The organism is Glycomyces endophyticus (genome assembly GCF_039531525.1).
Lineage (GTDB): Bacteria > Actinomycetota > Actinomycetes > Mycobacteriales > Micromonosporaceae > Glycomyces > Glycomyces endophyticus.
Map to the genome: position 1 here is coordinate 117,468 of NZ_BAAAQF010000007.1, position 16,276 is coordinate 133,743.

Sequence of the window (16,276 nt, forward strand, 5' to 3'; positions counted from 1 at the left end):
GGCGCGGGTCAGAGGGACGCGCGGTCGATGGGGGCGGTCAGGGCGGCGGGGGCGATCTCGAGGTCGGCGATGCGCCATCCCGCGCCGGTGCGGCGCATGCCGTAGCGGGCGACGCCGGCGGCGAGGGACACGGTCGCGTCGTCGACGACGAAGAGGGCGACGTCGGTGGCGCGCACGGCCGCGGTGTCGCCGTCGAGGTCGATCACGACGTTGGCCTTGTTGTGGACGGTCTGCGCGAAGGTGTCGTGGCCCCGCGCGACGAGGGCGAGGAGCTGGTCGACGCCGCGGGCCTCGCCGCGGGGCGAGCGGGTGGTGACGTCCGCGGTGAAGATCCGGTCGGTCTCGTGCCAGCGGGCCTCGTCGATCCAGACGCTGTGGCGGGCGACGAGGTCGGCCAGTTCGGCGCGGTCGGCGAGCTCCCGGACGAGCTGCTCGGCGGTGGTCATGGCGGTCTCCCTTGATTCGTTAGTTGAGCTAACGTTCGTGTTGCTAATGAACTTACATCGTTAGTTCCACTAACGCAACTGGGGTAGGGTGTTCCCATGGAGACCAGCGGTGAACTGCGGTTCGACTACGGCGAAGCCACTCCCGAGCGCCTCAAACGCCAGATCTCGCGCCTCACGGGCATGACGAGCGCCCAGATGAGCCGGACCGCGTCGGAGGCCCTCGCGCCCATCGGCGCCCACAAGGCCCACTTCGTGGTCCTCGCCGTCCTCGACGAGGCCGGGCCCGCCAGCCAGGCCGCGATCGCCGACCGCACCCGCATCTACCGCTCGGACCTCGTCGCCGTCCTCAACGAGCTCGCCGACGGCGGCTGGATCGTCCGCGCCCCCGACCCGGACGACAAGCGCCGCAACGTCATCACCATCACCGACGGCGGCCGGGCCCGCCTCGCCGAGATCGAGGCCGTGCTCGACGGCGTCAACGAGACCATCCTCGCCCCGCTCGACCCCGGCGAGCGCGCCCAGCTGTTCGCACTCCTCGGCCGCGTCAACGCCCACCTCGCCCAGCGGTGACGGCCGCGCCGCCTACCGCAGGCGGCGCATCACCTGCTCCTTCAACGACGTGAACGGCGGGTACACCACCCGCAGCGTGTCGGGCGCGAGCGGCTTGTCCAGCACCGACTTCGCATGGCTGAACGCCTCGATCGACGCCTTCCCGTGGTACGCCCCCAGCCCCGAGCTCCCGACCCCGCCGAACGGCAGCCCCGGCACGTCGATGTGCGCCATCGGCACATTGAACCCGACCGCGCCCGACGACGTCCGCGTCAGGATCTTGCGCCGGGTCGCGTCCGAACCGGTGAACGCGTACAGCGCCAGCGGCTTCTCCCGCGCGTTCACGAACGCGACCGCCTCGTCCAGCGACTCGACCGCCAGGACCGGCAGCACCGGCCCGAACACCTCCTCGCCCATGACCGCGTCGTCCGGCGACACGTCCGCCAGGACCGTCGGCGCGATGTACCGGTCGGAACGGTTGTGCCCGCCCCCGCACACCAGCCGCCCCTCCCCGAGGAACCGCGCGATCCGGTCGAACGACCGCTCGTCCACGATCCGCCCGAAGTCCGGGCTGTCGGCCGGCGCGTGCCCGTACATCTCCCGCACCGCCTCCGCGAGGTGCCGCTCCAGCTCCGGACCGACCCCGCCCACCGCGAGCACGTAGTCCGGCGCGATGCACGTCTGCCCCGCGTTCATGAACTTCCCCCACGCGATGCGCCGCGCCGCCGCCGCCAGGTCCGCGCCCGGCTCCACGATCGCCGGGCTCTTCCCGCCCAGCTCCAGCGTCACCGGCGTCAGGTGCTCGGCCGCCGCCTTCGCGACGATCCGCCCCACCCGCGGCGAACCCGTGAAGAAGATGTGGTCGACGCGCTCGGCCAGCAGCGCCGCCGTCGCCTCCGCGCCGCCCTGCACGACCGCGACCGCCGCCGGGTCCAGGTACCGCCCGATGAGCCGCTCCAGCACCGACGCCGTCGCCGCCGACGCCTCGCTCGGCTTCACCACCACCGCGTTCCCGCACGCCAGCGCCCCCGCGAGCGGCGCCAGCAGCAGCTGCACCGGATAGTTGAACGGCCCGATCACCGTCACCACCCCGAGCGGCTCCCGCAGCACGTACGCCCTCGCGGGCTGCAGGTGCGGCGGCGTGTAGACCCGCTTGGGCCGCAACCAGGACCGCAGGTGCTTGCGCAGCGCCCGCACCTCCGCCGACACGAAGTCGATCTCCGCGAGGAACGACTCCGGGGCGGCCTTCCCGAGATCGGCCCGGAGCGCGTCGGCGAGCTCCTCGCCCGCCTCCCGCAGCATCCGGTCGAGGCCCTTGAGCTGCTCCAGCCGCCACGGAACCGGCTTCGTGCGCCCGGTCGCGAAGTGCTCCCGGAGGCGGGACACGGTGTCTGAGGGGGACTCTGGTCCGTACGCGCTTGACATGGAACGACTCTAGCGACTCCGAGCCCCCGGCGGTCCGCTGCGCCGGGCCGGACCGCGCGCCGCAAGCCCTCCGAACAGGTGTGTCACGGTCCATGCCCAGGCCTCGGTCCCCGGGGCGGAGGCGCCCTCCCGTGACAGGATGGCGCACATGAGCGCCGCGAAACGATCCCCGCTGCTGTCCTGGACCGTCATCGCGCCGCTGGTCGGCGTCATCGTCCTCGCCCTGACCTGGGGCCGCGAATCGGGGCCCGTGCTCGTCACGATCGCCGCGGTCGCCCTCGGGGCCACCGTCCTCGCCGCAGTCCACCACGCCGAGGTCGTCGCCCACCGCGTCGGCGAACCCTACGGCTCCCTCGTCCTCGCCGTCGCCGTCACCGTCATCGAGGTCGCCCTCATCCTCACCGTCATGGCCTCCGGCGGCCACGACGCCGAGACGCTCGCCCGGGACACCGTGTTCGCCGCGGTCATGATCACCACCAACGGCATCGTCGGCATCGCGCTCCTGGTCGGCGCCCTGAAGTACGGCGTGACGCTGTTCAATCCGGAGGGCTCGGGCGCGGCCCTCGCGACCGTGGCGACGCTCGCGACGCTGGGCCTGGTGCTGCCGTCGTTCACGACCAGCGCGGCCGGCCCGGAGTACTCGACGCCGCAGCTGGTGTTCGCGGCGCTGGCGTCGCTCGTCCTGTACGGCCTGTTCGTGTTCACGCAGACGGTGCGCCACCGCGACTTCTTCCTGCCGATCACCGAGACCGGGGTGGTTACGGAGGAGGAGCACGCGGACCCGCCGAGCGGGCGCCGGGCGCTGCTGAGCGTGGGCATGCTGATGGTCGCGCTGGTGGGCGTGGTGGGGCTGGCGAAGGTGGAGTCGCCGGCGATCAAGGCGGGCGTGGACGCGGCCGGGTTCCCGGCGTCGTCGGTGGGTGTGGCGATCGCGCTGCTGGTGCTGCTGCCGGAGTCGATCGCGGCGGTTCGGGCGGCGTCGCGCGAGCGGATCCAGACGAGCATCAACCTGGGGTACGGGTCGGCGATGGCGTCGATCGGCCTGACGATCCCGGCGATCGCGATCGCCTCGTTCTTCATGGACGGGCCGCTGCTGCTGGGCCTGGGCTCGACGCAGATCGTGCTGCTGGGGCTGACGCTGGTGGTGAGCGTGTTGACGGTGGTGCCGGGCCGGGCGACGCGCCTCCAGGGCGGCGTCCACCTGGTGCTGCTGGCGGCCTACCTGTTCCTGGCGATCAACCCTTAGCGGGCGCCCGCCCACACGTCCCAGCTGAGCCGGGCGAGGAGGGCGAGCACGACGACGACCAGGACGATCCGCACGAAGCGGGACCCGCGGGCCAGGGCGGTGCGGGCGCCGAACCAGGCGCCGGCCATGCAGCCGGCGCCGAGGACGAGGCCGAGGAGCCACGACACGTTCCCCTGGGCGGCGAACACGATGACGGCGCCGATGTTGGTGGTGGCGTTGACGACCTTGGTGTGGGCGGCGGCGGTGACGTAGTCGAAGCCGACGATCGTCGTGAACGCGACGGACAGGAAGATCCCGGTGCCGGGGCCGATGATGCCGTCGTAGAACGCGACGGCGACGCCCGCGGTGAGCATGAGCGCGGCGGCGCGCAGCGGGGTGCGGAGCTTCGGCTGGGGTTCGAGGCCGAGCTGGGGCCGGGCGATGACCAGGACCAGGACGGCGAGGAGCACCGCGATGATGATGGGCTTCAAGGCGCTCGCGGAGACGGCGAGGGCGGCCACGGCCCCGGCGCCGGAGCCGAGGAGGGCGAGGCCGACGGTGGGCCAGAGCAGCCGGTGCTCGAGTTTGATCTTGCGCGAGTACGTGATCGCGGAGATGGTGGTGCCGCACACCGAGGCCATCTTGTTGGTGCCCAGCATGAGCTGCGGTGGCGCTGTGGGGAAGGCCACCAGGAGCGCCGGGAGCTGGATCAGCCCGCCGCCGCCGACGACCGCGTCGACCCATCCGGCGAACACGGCCGCGACGATGAGCAGGGCGAACACGCCGGGGTCGATGTCGAAGGGCACCAGGCCAAGTTACTTGCCGCGCGGCAGGGAGACACGCCGATGAGGTGAGGAACACGTGGCGGTGCGTAATCGTCTGATATCAACAGGTCATGGACATGACGAAGCCTATGACCCACTTGGTGAAACGCGGGTACGAGTATGCGTTCGACCCCGATGACCAGCAGCGGAGGAACCTGGAGGAGACCCTCGAAGCGGTTCGGGCCGTGTACAACTGGTCGCTGTCGGTCTTTCAGCGCGAATGGCGCGCGAAGGGGGAGAAGATCTCGTACGCGGAGATCTCGGCCCGCTTGACGAAGTGGAAGAACCAGCCGCAGAACCGGTGGGTCAAGTCGTATTCGTCGGTCCCGCTCCAGCAGATCGCCCGGCAGCTGCACACCGAGTACCACGCGTTCCTCAACGGCCGCAGCCGCGAGCCGGCGCCGAAGGAGCACGGCGAGCAGGAGCAGCTGGTGTACTCCCGCGCCGGGTACTACCTGAAGGGCCGCGAGGTGAAGCTCGCGAAGCACAAGGCGCCGTTGGACATCATGTGGGGGTTGGAGCGGCCGAGCCGTGACGACATCACCTCGATCACGGTGATCCGCGAGGCCGGGGAGCGGTGGAAGCTGTGGATCGTGGCCGAGGAGTTCGTGGAGGTCCCGCGGCAGAAGCCGCCGGAGTGCGGCGAGTGCGGGCGCGAGCTCGACGAGTAGGGGTGCACGGCGGCCCCCGTGCGGGTGCACGGGGGCCGCTGCGCGCCCGCCCGGGAAAGCCCTTCAGAACCCGGGCGGGCGGTCGGCTCTCACCGGCGCTCCTGTTGACAGGGGGCGCGCCGGCGCGGCTAGAGCCGGTGTCGAAGCGGTCGCGGGCCCCGGCGGCTTCTTGTTTGGGGCCCGTCCCCGCTCGGCGTCTTCGGTTGTGCGCTGCGGCCTTTCTACGCCCGCAGTTCGGCCACGGCTTCGGCGAGCCGCTTCCCGTACTGCTCGTCGGCCTTCGCGAAGTTCGCGACGGCGCGGTCGACGATGTCGTCGCGGGTGACCTTGGCGAGGAACCCGGCGAGGTTGGCGACGAGCCGCTCCTGCTCCTCGGGGGTCATGAGCCGGTAGAGGTCGCCGGCCTGCACGAAGTCGTCGTCCTCGGCGTGGCGCGGGGTCTCCCACGCGCCGGTCGCGCCCGTGACCTGGACCGGGGCCCACAGGGGCCGACCGGTCTCGTCGGGCCCGCCGAAGGAGTTCGGCTCGTAGTTCTTCGCGCGGCCGTGGCGGCCGTCGTAGCCGGTGCCGTCGCGGTTCCCGTTGCGCGCCACGGTGGCGTGCGGGCGGTTGACCGGCAGGTGGTCGGCGTTGATCCCGACCCGGTAGCGGTGCGCGTCGCCGTAGGCGAACAGGCGGCCCTGCAGCATCTTGTCGGGGCTCGGCCCGATGCCCGGCACGAAGTGCGCGGGGGAGAACGCGGACTGCTCGACCTCGGCGAACACGTTCTCCGGGTTGCGGTTGAGCTCGAGCCTGCCGATCGTGATGCGCGGGTAGTCGGCGTTCGGCCAGACCTTGGTGAGGTCGAACGGGTTGAACCGGTACGTCGCGGCCTCGGCGGCGGGCATGATCTGGACCTGCACGGTCCACGACGGGAACTCGCCGCGCTCGATCGCCTCGCGCAGGTCGCGCTGGTGCGAGTCGGGGTCGGCCCCGGCGATCCGGTCCGCCTCGTCCTGCGTCAGGTTGCGGATGCCCTGGTCGGTCTTGAAGTGGTACTTGACCCAGAACTGCTCGCCGGCCTCGTTGACCCACTGGTAGGTGTGGGAGCCGAAGCCGTCCATGTGCCGGTACGAAGCGGGGATGCCGCGGTCGCCGAACAGCCAGGTGACCTGGTGGGTGGACTCGGGGGAGAGGCCCCAGAAGTCCCACACGTTGTCGGCCTCCTGCGAACCGGTGTACGGGTCGCGCTTCTGGGTGTGGATGAAGTCGGGGAACTTGATTGCGTCGCGGATGAAGAACACCGGGGTGTTGTTGCCGACGAGGTCGTAGTTGCCCTCCTCGGTGTAGAACTTCAGCGCCCAGCCGCGCGGGTCGCGCACGGCGTCGGCCGAGCCGAGCGAGCCGGCCACGGTGGAGAAGCGCAGGAACGTCTCGGTCTCCTTGCCGGGCGCGGAGAGGAACGCGGCCCGCGTGTACGCGGAGACGTCGGCGGTGGCGGTGAAGGTGCCGTAGGCGCCCGCGCCGCGGGCGTGGACGACGCGCTCGGGGATGCGCTCGCGGTTGAAGTGGGCGAGCTTCTCCAGCAGGACCTGGTCCTGGACGAGCAGCGGCCCGCCCGGGCCGGCGGCCTCGCTCTGGTTGTTCGAGGCGATCGGCGCGCCGGACTCGGTGGTCAGCGGCCCTGCCGTGTTGTCGAATTCAGTGCTCACGGTGCGAGCCCCTTCCTGCTGTCGTGCCCCGGCGGCGTCGGCGGCGTCGGCGGCGGCGTCCCTGTCATCGGACTCGATCCTAACTTAGACTATGTCTAAACTAAGAAGCCGTCCAGTGTCAGTGGTGCCACAACCGTTTGTCCTGCTAGGGTGGTATTCGACTTCCTGACCGTGTGAGAGAAACAGCATGAGTGACCTCGTAACCCGACTGCGCCGCCACAACTGGCGCATCACCCCGCAGCGACGCGTCATCGCCGAGACGCTCGAGGGCTCCCACGTGCACTTCACCGCCGAGGAGATCCTCGAACGCGCCTGCGAGCGCATGCCCGAACTCTCCCGCGCCACCGTCTACAACACCCTCAACGAGATGGTCGCCCTCGGCGAGATCCTCGAACTCACCCTCGAAGGCCGCTCCAAGCGCTATGACCCCAACGCCGACCACGAGCACCACCACCTCATCTGCGAGGGCTGCGGCCTCATGAAGGACGTCCACACCGTCGCCGACCCCGTCGACTGGCTCCCCGGCGACGAGCGCCACGGCTTCGCCGTCAACCGCGCCTCCATCACCTACCGGGGCCTGTGCCCCGACTGCCGCGCGGCATAGTCCTGCAAGGAGTGGTTCCGCTCCCCCCGCCCGGATAGGCTCCGGTGCATGACGCTGCCCGAGGAGCCCTGGAAGTCGGACATCTGGCGGAACCGGCCCGCGTTCCTCTACTCGCGCCGCCCCATCGCCCGCTACGTCGGCCGCCCCGCCGCCGAGTTCCTCAAGATCGAGCCCGCCGCCGGCGTCGTCCTCGTGTTCTGCGCCGTCCTCGCCATGGCCTGGGCCAACTCCCCCTGGTCGGCGTCCTACGACGCCGTCTGGAACCTCGACGTCACCTTCACCTTCGGCGACTTCGCACTCCACCACACCCTCCGGGACTGGATCAACGACGGCCTCATGGCCGTCTTCTTCTTCGTCGTCGGCCTGGAGATCAAGTCGGAGATCGTCTCCGGCGAGCTCTCCAGCCCCCGCAACGCCGTCACCCCGATCGCCGCCGCCTTCGGCGGCATGGCCGTCCCCGCCCTCGTCTACGCCGCGCTCAACGCCGGCGGCCCGGGCGCCCACGGCTGGGGCATCCCCATGGCCACCGACATCGCCTTCGCCGTCGGCGTCCTCGCCCTCTTCGGCTCCCGCATCCCCTCGCCCGCCCGGATCTTCCTCCTGACGCTCGCCATCGTCGACGACCTCGGCGCCATCGCCGTCATCGCCGTCTTCTACACCGAGGACCTCTCCTCCTCCTGGCTCCTCGCCGCCGCGGCCCTCACCGCGCTCGCGGTCCTCATGCGCATGCTCAACGTCTCCTCCGGCCCCGTCTACCTCGTCATCGGCGTCCTCCTGTGGGTCGCCATGCTCGAATCCGGCGTCCACGCGACCATCGCGGGCGTCATCATGGGCCTCATCATCTCCGCCAAGCCCCTCCTCGACCCCGCCGTCGTCCACGAGGAGGCCCAGGAGCTCGCCAAGGAGGGCCTCACGGTCGAGGAGACCGAGCGCCTCATCAAGCTCACCCGCGACGCCCAGCCGCCCTCCGAGCGCATCCAGCACCAGCACCACCGCTTCTCGTCGTTCCTGGTCCTGCCGCTCTTCGCGCTCGCGAACGCGGGCGTCCCGCTCTCCGCGGACGTCGTCGACGCCGCCCTCGGCTCCACCGTGACGCTCGGGATCGTGCTCGGCCTCGTGCTCGGCAAGACCGCCGGCATCACCCTCACCACCTGGATCGTCGTCAAGCTCGGCCTGGGCCGGATGCCGCGCGGCACGAGGTGGCCGCTCCTCGCCGCGATCGCGGCGGTCGCCGGCATCGGCTTCACCGTCGCGCTGTTCATCACCGAGCTCGCGTTCCACGGCGACCGGTCCCTCACCTACGAGGGCAAGATGGGCGTCCTCGCCGCGTCGCTCCTCGCCGCGGTGCTCGGCGGACTCGCCGTCCACCTCACGGCGCTCCGCACGCCGCAGGAGGACGATTCCGACCCGGTCCTGGAGGGCGCCTCCGAGGCGGGGTTAGGCTTGGCCGACTGCATTTCACGAGCGACTCGACCCTAGAGTGAGGACCCGCATTGGCTCCGCAGAATCTGATGTCACAGCCTCCGGCGACGCACATGCCCGAGGACACCGAGGCCAGGAACTACCTCGACGGGCACTCGCCCGAGGACACCGTCCGCCACTACCCGTGGTTCTGCGCCGCGTGGGCGCGGCTGGCGAAGAACGCCCTGGAGTCGGGCGACGACGTCGCCGCGTACGCCTTCGCCCGCACCGGGTACCACCGGGGGCTCGACCAGCTGCGCCGCAGCGGCTGGAAGGGGCACGGCCCGATCCCCTGGGAGCACAAGCCCAACCGCGGATTCCTCAAGTCCCTGCACCAGCTCTCCCGCGCCGCCGCCGCGATCGGCGAGGCCGACGAGGCCGCCCGCTGCGCGCAGTTCCTGCGCGACTCGGACCCGGCCGCCGCCGACGCCCTGACGTGACCGGCGGCCCGCGGCCCGCGCACCGCGCCCCCTGACGGGCCGGGGCGCCCGCGGGCGGCGCTCCAGTGCGATCCGGCGGCGCGCGGGCGTCGCCGCGACGGACGGCGAAGCGGGCGGGGAGGAGTCTCCCCGGCCGCTTCCGCGTGTCGGCGCGTTCGCCGTGTTCGATTGCGCCCCTAGGCGAGGAAGATCTGCCCGTCCTCGACGGTGATCTCCACCGGGCTGAGCCCGGTCTCGGCCGGGCCCTGCTCGAGTTCGCCTTCGAGGGAGAACTCGGAGCCGTGGTTGGGGCAGATGATCGTCCCGTCGGCGTCCGGCGGGTTCACGGTGGTGCCCATGTGCGGGCAGGCCGCCGAGAACGCGAGGAACTCGTCGGCGCTGGGCTGCACGAGCACGGTGTCGTCGACGACGATCCCGCCGCCCTCGGGCACGTCGGCGGTCGCGGCGAGCGCCGCGCCCCCGCCCGAGTCCCCCGTGGACCCCTCGGACGTCCCCCCGGTCGTCGCGTCGGAGTCGGCGTCGCCGGACGGCGACTCGGCCGTCCCGCACGCGGCCAGGGCGCCCGCGGCGCCGAGCCCGGCCAGCCCGCACATCAGCCCGCGCCGCGAGGCGAGGACCCGCTGCGCGAGGTCGCTTCCGGTCTTGCTGTCGGTCATGTCTGAGCTCCTTATCGAGCGGCCCTCCCGTCCAGCGGACGGTCCCATGGCAGCCTGCGAGCCATGCGAGAGGTTTCAGGCCGCGGCGGCAACGCTACTGCCGAAGAGCCGAGCTTGTCACGATTCGGGGCGGAAACTCAAGACCTTTAGTTGAAGTTTTCAGTAAACTCTCAGGCGGCGACCGGGGTCCCGGTCGCCGCCTGAGCCGCTACAGCCCCAGGGACCTCGCGATGAGCATCCGCTGGACCTCGTTGGTGCCCTCGCCGATCTCCAGCACCTTGCTGTCGCGCCAGGCGCGGGCCACGGGCGTCTCGTTCATGAACCCGTAGCCGCCGAAGATCTGCGTGGCCTCGCGGGCGTTGTCGACCGCGGCCATGGACGCGTGGAGCTTCGCGAGGGCCGCGTCGGTGCCGAACGGCTCCCCGGCCTCGGCCTTCACGGCCGCGTCCTGCCAGGCGAGGCGGGAGGTGTGGGCGCGGAGCTTCATGTCGGCGAGCATGAACGCGATCGCCTGGTTCTCGGCGATGGGCCGCCCGAACGCCTCGCGGTCCTTCGCGTGGGCGAGCGCCTCGTCGAGGCAGCCCTGCGCGGACCCGGTGGCGAGGGCCGCGATGGCGACGCGTCCGGAGTCGAGGAGTTCGAGGAACTGGACGAAGCCGCGCCCGCGCTGCCCGATGAGGTTCGCCTCGGGCACCCTGCAGCCGTCGAAGTAGACGGGCCGGGTGTCGGAGGCGCGCCAGCCGACCTTGGAGTACTCGGGCCCGATCTGGAGGCCGGGCGTGCCGGGCTCGACGGCGATGCAGGTGACCTCGCCGGGCCCGGTCTGGGCCGTGGTGATGATGAGGTCGGTCATGGCGGTGCCGGCGTTGGTGATGAAGCACTTCGCGCCGTCGATGACCCATTCGCCGCCTTCGAGGCGGGCCTTGGTGTCGGTGTGCCCGGCGTCGGTGCCGCCGCCGGGCTCGGTGAGCGCGAACGCGACGAGGCCCTGCCCGGCGGCGAGGTTCGGCAGCCACTTCGCCTGCTGCTCGGCCGTCCCGTACTTGGCGATGGCCTCGGCGCCGAGGGTCACCGACGCCTCGACGGTGACGGCGACGGACGCGTCGACGCGGGCGATCTCCTCCAGCGCGAGGCCGAGCATGAACAGGCCCATGCCGGCGCCGCCGTGCTCCTCGGGAAGGGTGACCCCGAGGACGCCCAGCTTGCCGAGCCCCCTGACCAGCTCGATCGGGAACTCGCCGCGCTCGTAGAAGTCCCCGATGACGGGGCGGATCTGCTCCTGCGCGTAGGCGCGCACGGCGGCGGCGAATTCGGTCTGCTCGATGTCGAGTCTCATTGCGGGCTCCTCTTACACCGGTGTGATCGGGTGTCGGCGGTCGGCGAACCGGCGGTCCTTGTGGGACAGCCGGCGGTATCGGGCGATGAGGTCATCGCGGAGCTCCTCGGGGGCGAGGACGTCGTCGACGACGAGTTCCCCTGCGAGCCTTCGCAGGTCGACGTCGGCTTCGTATTCGGCGCGCCGGTCGGCGACGAACTGCTCCCGCTGGGCGGGGTCGTCGATGGCGGCGATCTTGTTGGCGTACACGGCGTTGACGGCGGCCTCGGCGCCCATGACGGCGATGCGCGCGGTCGGCAGCGCGAGGACGGCGTCGGACCCGAACGCGGGCCCGGCCATGGCGTACAGGCCCGCGCCGTAGGCCTTGCGGACCACGACGCAGATCTTCGGCACGGTGGCCTCGGCGACGGCCGCGATCATCTTGGCGCCGTGGCGGATGATCCCGGCGTGCTCGACGGCGGAGCCGACCATGAACCCGGGGACGTCGGCGAGGAACAGCAGCGGCACGTTGAACGCGTCGCAGGTGTTCACGAACCGGGCGGCCTTGTCGGCGGAGTCGGAGAAGAGGACGCCCCCGCGGATCGCGGAGTTGTTGGCGACGATCCCCACGGGCCGGCCGTCGAGGCGCGCGAACGCGGTCGTGAGCTCCCCGGCCCACCGCGCCTGCACCTCCAGGATCGAGCCCTGGTCGACCACACCCTTCACGAAGTCGCGCATGTCGAACGGCGCGGACTCGCTCGGCGGGACGACGCCGGCGAGGTCGACCGGGAGGGCGGGGCGGGCGGCGCGCACCGGCGCGGGCTGCGTCCAGTTCGACGGCAGGTAGGACAGCCAGCGCCTGACGTCGGCGATCGCCTCGTCCTCGTTGCGGCACAGGAAGTGCCCGACGCCGGACTGCTCGCAGTGGACGCGGGCGCCGCCCATGTCCTCCAGGGTCGTCTTCTCGCCGGTGACCATCTCGACCATGCGGGGGCTGCCGAGGTACATGGAGGCGTTCCCGTCGACCATGGCGACGATGTCGCAGAACGCCGGGATGTAGGCGCCGCCGGCCGCGCTGGGGCCGAACAGCGCGCACGCCTGCGGGATCTTCCCGGAGGCGCGGACCTGCTCGTGGAAGATCCGCCCGGCGCCGCGGCGGCCGGGGAACAGCTGCACCTGGTCGGTGATGCGGGCGCCCGCCGAGTCGACGAGGTAGACGATCGGGTGCTGCTCGAGCTGGGCGGCCTCGATGGTCCGGATGATCTTCTCGACGGTGCGCGCGCCCCACGACCCGGCCTTGACCGTGGAGTCGTTGGCGACGAGCCGCACCGGCCGGCCCTGCACGGTGGCGGAGCCGACGACGACGCCGTCGGCGGGCAGCGACGGGTCGGGGTTCGCCCACAGGGCGTCCTCGCGGAACGAGTCGGGGTCGCACAGCCGCCGGATGCGCTCGCGGGCGTGGTACTTGCCCGCGGCGGCCGCCGCCTGGTGGTACTTCTCGGCCCCGCCGCGTTCGATCCGCTCGCGTTCGGCCGGGTAGTCCCCGCTGAAGTCCACGACGCCGTCCTCCTTGACGATCAATCCCTTAACGATCGTTAAGGCATCGTAATCGTGGCATGGCGCCGCCCCCCTGTCAACGGATCTCCGACCCCCGCAATTCATTGAATCCACCTCGCGTCCGCACCGCCGAAACCCCATGTCGCACCCCCGCGGCACCCTTGGATCCGGGGGCGCTTGCGAACGCCCGATTCGCCCGCATTCACGTTCGCGCCGCGACCACCGAAGCGCCCCGTGCCGCCCCGCCCCGCCCACTGTCGGACCCCTCGGGCACTGTTGATCCGGGGGCGCCTCGCCGCGCCCGATTCCTCCGCATTCACATTCCACTCGCGCCCCGCCCACCGAGCCCGGCCCCATGTCGCACCCCTCAGGCACTGTTGATCCGGGGGGCGACCGCGAACGCCCGATTCCTCCGCATTCACGTTCCGCCCCGGACCACTCCCGCCGCACACCGCCTTCTACGCTCGATGCGTCACCCCGCCACCCCGGCCGCACCCCGCCGCCCCGCCCCCGGAGACCCATGAGCGCCACCTCCACCGCCGAACCCGCGGCCGAGCCGGACCGGACCGCCCCCGCGCCCGCCGCCCGGCCGCCGCGCCTGCGCGAGATCGACGGACTCCGCGGCCTCGCCATCGCCGTCATCGCCGTCTACCACATCTGGTTCGACCGCGTCTCCGGCGGCGTCGACATCTTCCTGCTCATGTCCGGCTTCTTCATCACCGCCGGCTTCCTCCGCTCCGCCGACGCCGGCCGCGGCCTCGGCCACCTCCCCTACGCCGCCCGCATCGTCCGCCGCATCTTCCCGCCCGCGCTCATCGTCGCCGCCGCCACCGTCCCCATGGTCCTCATCTGGCTCCCCCGCGCCACCTGGACCCAGCAGCTCGGCGACATCACCGCCTCCGCCCTCTACTACGGCAACTGGAACCTCGCCGCCCACTCCGTCGACTACCTCTCCTCCAACAACGGCGCCAGCATCGTCCAGCACTACTGGTCCCTCGCCGTCCAGACCCAGTTCTACGTCCTCTGGCCGATCCTCATCGGCCTCGTCCTCTGGACCGCCCGCCGCACCGGCCTGCCCCCGATGCGCACCGTCGCCGCCGTCCTCGCCCTCGTCCTCGCCGCCTCCTTCGCCTTCGCGCTCTGGGAGACCGCCACCAACCAGGCCTACGCCTACTTCGACACCCGCGCCCGCATCTGGCAGTTCGCCGCCGGCGGCCTCCTCGCCCTCACCCTCCGCCCGAGCGCCCGCGCCTGGACCCGCCGCCTCACCGGCCCCCTCCCCGCGATCCTCGGCTGGTCCGGCGTCGCCGTCCTCGTCCTCGCCGGCGCCTTCCTCGAATCCACCCAGTTCCCCGGCTGGGCCGCCCTCGCCCCCGTCGCCGGCGCCTGCGCCGTCATCCTCGCCGCGACCGCCGCCCCCGGCACCGGCGCCGGCCGCCTCCTCAACACCTGGCCCCTCCAGCGCCTCGGCACCCTCTCCTACACCCTCTACCTCTGGCACTGGCCGATCCTCGTCTGCTACCTCGTCCAGACCGGACGCGACACCGCCACCCTCCCCGGCGGCCTCGCCATCCTCGCCGCCGCCACCGCCCTCGCCGCCCTCACCCACTGGGCCGTCGAACAACGACTCCCCGCCACCGGCCTCGGCCAGCGCACCGCCCGCGGCGCCTTCACCCTCGGCGCCGCCTGCATCGCCCTCGTCCTCGCCGCCTGCGCCTCCACGACCTGGTACATCGCCCACGAACGCGCCCGCCTCGCCGAAGCCGCCACCGACCCCGCCCGCTACCCCGGCGCCGCCGCCCTCGATCCCGCGTTCAACACCGACCTCCCCGACGCCGACTTCGCCCCCTCCACCCTCGACGCCGCCCAGGACTACGACCCCGCCCTCTCCGGCGACTGCAACACCACCATGGAGGGCTACGAACCCCTCCGCTGCGACTTCTACGACGGCGACCAGGTAGCGACCGGAGACGTCCAGGACCAGGCGGCCGCCACCGTCGTCATGTACGGCGGCTCCAAGATCTGGCAGTGGCTCCCCGCCGTCCTCGACGCCGCCGAGACCCGGAACTGGCACGTCATCGCCTACACCAAGAACGCCTGCATCATCGAGACCGGCCAGGAGGACCTCGGCGAAGAGCGCTACCGCTCCTGCGCCGCCTGGAACGACGCCGTCGTCGCCGAGATCGCCGACATCCGGCCCGACCTCGTCCTCACCTACGGCTCACGCGTCGGCTACGAGGCCTACGAGACCTTCCCCGACTACACCGACCGCTACGAGCAGCTCCTCGCCACCGGCACCGCCGTCGCCGTCGTCCGCGACACCCCCAGCCCCCGCTTCGACATCCCCATGTGCGTCGACCTCCACGGCCCCGGCGCCGCCGAGTGCACCGTCGACCGCGACGCCTACTTCGACGAGGGCGCCTTCGACGCGCTGGCGGTCCCCGAGGGCGTCCACAAGATCGACCTCACCGACCACATCTGCGGGCCGGAGGCCTGCGCGCCCGTCGTCGGCAACGTCCTCGTCTACCGCGACGACGCCCACCTGACGAACACGTACGCCGCGACACTCGGCCCCTACCTCGGCGCCGGGCTCGACGCGGTCCTCGCGGCCGCGCCCGCCGGGTGACCCCGGGCAGCCGAAAGGCCCGGTCCGACCGGACCGGGCCCTCCGGAAGCGGCTAACGCGGTGACGGCGTCGAGGGCGATCTCGACCATCTCCGAGAACGACTCCTGCCGGTCCGCGGCGGGCAGCTCCGTGCCCTTGAGGATGTGGTCCGAGATCGTGCACAGCGCCAGCGCCCGCGCCTTGAACTTCGCGGCGAGCGTGTAGATCGCGGCGGCCTCCATCTCGATCGCGAGGATGCCGTAGTCGGCGAGCTTCGCCTCGACCTCGGGCGCGTCCGTGTAGAACGTGTCGGAGGAGTACAGCTGGCCCACGTGCAGGTCGATGCCGCGCGCGGCGGCCGCGTCGACGGCCTGGCGCAGGAGTCCGAAGTCCGCGACGGGCGCGTAGTCGACGACGCCGTTGAAGCGGATGCGGTTCATCGACGAGTTCGTCGAGGCGCCGATGCCGGCCACGACGTCGCGCAGCTCGATGTCGTCGTGGATCGCTCCCGCGGAGCCGACCCGCACCACCGTCTTGACGCCGTACACGTCGAGCAGCTCGTGCGTGTAGATCGAGGCCGACGGCTGGCCCATCCCCGTGCCCTGGACCGAGACGCGCTTGCCCTTGTACGTCCCGGTGAACCCGAACATGTTCCGCACCTGCGAGTAGCACTCGGCGTCGGTGAGGAAGGTCTCGGCGATCCACTTCGCGCGGAGCGGGTCCCCGGGAAGGAGGACGCTCTCGGCGATGTCGCCCGGCTCGGCGGAGATGTGTGCAGTCATGACGCCAGCCTCTCATAAACATCCC

15 protein-coding genes are annotated in these 16,276 nt (G+C 71.7%); 7 read left to right on the forward strand and 8 right to left on the reverse strand.

The window, feature by feature from the left end:
- Positions 1-8: 8 nt before the first annotated feature.
- Positions 9-446 carry a nuclear transport factor 2 family protein gene (locus tag ABD419_RS11890; RefSeq protein WP_344486398.1) on the reverse strand — a complete coding sequence of 146 codons (438 nt, stop codon included), beginning with the start codon at positions 444-446 and terminating at the stop codon, positions 9-11.
- Between the two features lie 96 nt (positions 447-542).
- Between ABD419_RS11890 and ABD419_RS11895 the strand changes: the two genes are divergently transcribed.
- Positions 543-1,016 carry a MarR family winged helix-turn-helix transcriptional regulator gene (locus ABD419_RS11895; protein WP_344486401.1) on the forward strand — a complete coding sequence of 158 codons (474 nt, stop codon included), beginning with the start codon at positions 543-545 and terminating at the stop codon, positions 1,014-1,016.
- Between the two features lie 12 nt (positions 1,017-1,028).
- On the opposite strand, the gene ABD419_RS11900 is transcribed toward ABD419_RS11895, so the two are convergent.
- Complete coding sequence (locus tag ABD419_RS11900) at positions 1,029-2,420, reverse strand: aldehyde dehydrogenase family protein (RefSeq protein ID WP_344486404.1); 1,392 nt, start codon at positions 2,418-2,420, stop codon at positions 1,029-1,031.
- 148 nt (positions 2,421-2,568) lie between these two features.
- Here ABD419_RS11900 and ABD419_RS11905 point away from each other — a divergent pair, with 148 nt between their 5' ends.
- Entirely contained in the window at positions 2,569-3,666 is a 1,098-nt protein-coding gene (locus ABD419_RS11905; protein WP_344486407.1) for a calcium:cation antiporter, read from the forward strand.
- Here ABD419_RS11905 and ABD419_RS11910 read toward each other — a convergent pair.
- Positions 3,663-4,439, reverse strand: coding sequence for a TSUP family transporter (locus ABD419_RS11910; RefSeq protein ID WP_344486630.1), 777 nt, complete (start codon positions 4,437-4,439; stop codon positions 3,663-3,665). The two genes, ABD419_RS11905 and ABD419_RS11910, sit on opposite strands and share 4 nt — an antisense overlap.
- Positions 4,440-4,540: 101 nt before the next feature.
- Between ABD419_RS11910 and ABD419_RS11915 the strand changes: the two genes are divergently transcribed.
- A complete protein-coding gene (locus ABD419_RS11915) occupies positions 4,541-5,140 on the forward strand; it encodes a helix-turn-helix domain-containing protein (RefSeq protein ID WP_344486410.1) in 600 nt (199 codons plus the stop codon).
- 221 nt (positions 5,141-5,361) lie between these two features.
- Here ABD419_RS11915 and ABD419_RS11920 read toward each other — a convergent pair whose 3' ends face one another.
- Positions 5,362-6,831, reverse strand: a complete 1,470-nt coding sequence (locus tag ABD419_RS11920; RefSeq protein WP_344486413.1) for a catalase — start codon at positions 6,829-6,831, stop codon at positions 5,362-5,364.
- A 187-nt stretch (positions 6,832-7,018) separates the two neighbouring features.
- Between ABD419_RS11920 and ABD419_RS11925 the strand changes: the two genes are divergently transcribed.
- Genes ABD419_RS11925 through ABD419_RS11935 form a run of 3 tightly spaced genes read left to right on the forward strand, consistent with a single transcriptional unit; the run spans position 7,019 to position 9,336 of the window.
- A complete protein-coding gene (locus ABD419_RS11925) occupies positions 7,019-7,435 on the forward strand; it encodes a Fur family transcriptional regulator (protein WP_344486416.1) in 417 nt (138 codons plus the stop codon).
- 48 nt (positions 7,436-7,483) lie between these two features.
- Positions 7,484-8,914 (forward strand): Na+/H+ antiporter NhaA, encoded by a 1,431-nt coding sequence (nhaA, locus tag ABD419_RS11930; RefSeq protein WP_344486418.1) that lies wholly within the window; start codon positions 7,484-7,486, stop codon positions 8,912-8,914.
- A 32-nt stretch (positions 8,915-8,946) separates the two neighbouring features.
- Entirely contained in the window at positions 8,947-9,336 is a 390-nt protein-coding gene (locus ABD419_RS11935; protein ID WP_344486421.1) for a DUF3151 domain-containing protein, read from the forward strand.
- 176 nt (positions 9,337-9,512) lie between these two features.
- Here the strand turns inward: ABD419_RS11935 and ABD419_RS11940 are convergent, their stop codons facing one another.
- The 3 genes from ABD419_RS11940 to ABD419_RS11950 all read right to left on the reverse strand — a co-directional run bounded on the left by ABD419_RS11940 (position 9,513) and on the right by ABD419_RS11950 (position 12,864).
- Complete coding sequence (locus ABD419_RS11940; RefSeq protein ID WP_344486424.1) at positions 9,513-9,992, reverse strand: Rieske (2Fe-2S) protein; 480 nt, start codon at positions 9,990-9,992, stop codon at positions 9,513-9,515.
- Between the two features lie 208 nt (positions 9,993-10,200).
- The gene (locus tag ABD419_RS11945) at positions 10,201-11,328 is read right to left on the reverse strand and encodes an acyl-CoA dehydrogenase family protein (protein ID WP_344486427.1); all 1,128 of its coding nucleotides are present in this window, start codon (positions 11,326-11,328) and stop codon (positions 10,201-10,203) included.
- A gap of 12 nt (positions 11,329-11,340) precedes the next feature.
- Positions 11,341-12,864, reverse strand: a complete 1,524-nt coding sequence (locus ABD419_RS11950) for an acyl-CoA carboxylase subunit beta (RefSeq protein WP_344486633.1) — start codon at positions 12,862-12,864, stop codon at positions 11,341-11,343.
- Positions 12,865-13,384: 520 nt separating this feature from the next.
- On the opposite strand from ABD419_RS11950, the gene ABD419_RS11955 reads away from it, so the two are divergent.
- Complete coding sequence (locus tag ABD419_RS11955; RefSeq protein ID WP_344486430.1) at positions 13,385-15,490, forward strand: acyltransferase family protein; 2,106 nt, start codon at positions 13,385-13,387, stop codon at positions 15,488-15,490.
- Here ABD419_RS11955 and deoD read toward each other — a convergent pair.
- Complete coding sequence (gene deoD / locus ABD419_RS11960; RefSeq protein ID WP_344486433.1) at positions 15,439-16,251, reverse strand: purine-nucleoside phosphorylase; 813 nt, start codon at positions 16,249-16,251, stop codon at positions 15,439-15,441. The genes ABD419_RS11955 and deoD overlap by 52 nt on opposite strands.
- Positions 16,252-16,276 lie beyond the last annotated feature (25 nt).

Excerpts from the sequence above, each read along its gene's own strand:
- ABD419_RS11890 (WP_344486398.1), bottom strand. The coding sequence starts at position 446 with ATGACCACCGCCGAGCAGCTCGTCCGGGAGCTCGCCGACCGCGCCGAA.
- ABD419_RS11895 (WP_344486401.1), top strand. The coding sequence starts at position 543 with ATGGAGACCAGCGGTGAACTGCGGTTCGACTACGGCGAAGCCACTCCC.
- ABD419_RS11900 (WP_344486404.1), bottom strand. The coding sequence starts at position 2,420 with ATGTCAAGCGCGTACGGACCAGAGTCCCCCTCAGACACCGTGTCCCGC.
- ABD419_RS11905 (WP_344486407.1), top strand. The coding sequence starts at position 2,569 with ATGAGCGCCGCGAAACGATCCCCGCTGCTGTCCTGGACCGTCATCGCG.
- ABD419_RS11915 (WP_344486410.1), top strand. The coding sequence starts at position 4,541 with ATGGACATGACGAAGCCTATGACCCACTTGGTGAAACGCGGGTACGAG.
- ABD419_RS11925 (WP_344486416.1), top strand. The coding sequence starts at position 7,019 with ATGAGTGACCTCGTAACCCGACTGCGCCGCCACAACTGGCGCATCACC.
- nhaA (WP_344486418.1), top strand. The coding sequence starts at position 7,484 with ATGACGCTGCCCGAGGAGCCCTGGAAGTCGGACATCTGGCGGAACCGG.
- ABD419_RS11935 (WP_344486421.1), top strand. The coding sequence starts at position 8,947 with ATGTCACAGCCTCCGGCGACGCACATGCCCGAGGACACCGAGGCCAGG.
- ABD419_RS11940 (WP_344486424.1), bottom strand. The coding sequence starts at position 9,992 with ATGACCGACAGCAAGACCGGAAGCGACCTCGCGCAGCGGGTCCTCGCC.
- ABD419_RS11945 (WP_344486427.1), bottom strand. The coding sequence starts at position 11,328 with ATGAGACTCGACATCGAGCAGACCGAATTCGCCGCCGCCGTGCGCGCC.
- ABD419_RS11955 (WP_344486430.1), top strand. The coding sequence starts at position 13,385 with ATGAGCGCCACCTCCACCGCCGAACCCGCGGCCGAGCCGGACCGGACC.
- deoD (WP_344486433.1), bottom strand. The coding sequence starts at position 16,251 with ATGACTGCACACATCTCCGCCGAGCCGGGCGACATCGCCGAGAGCGTC.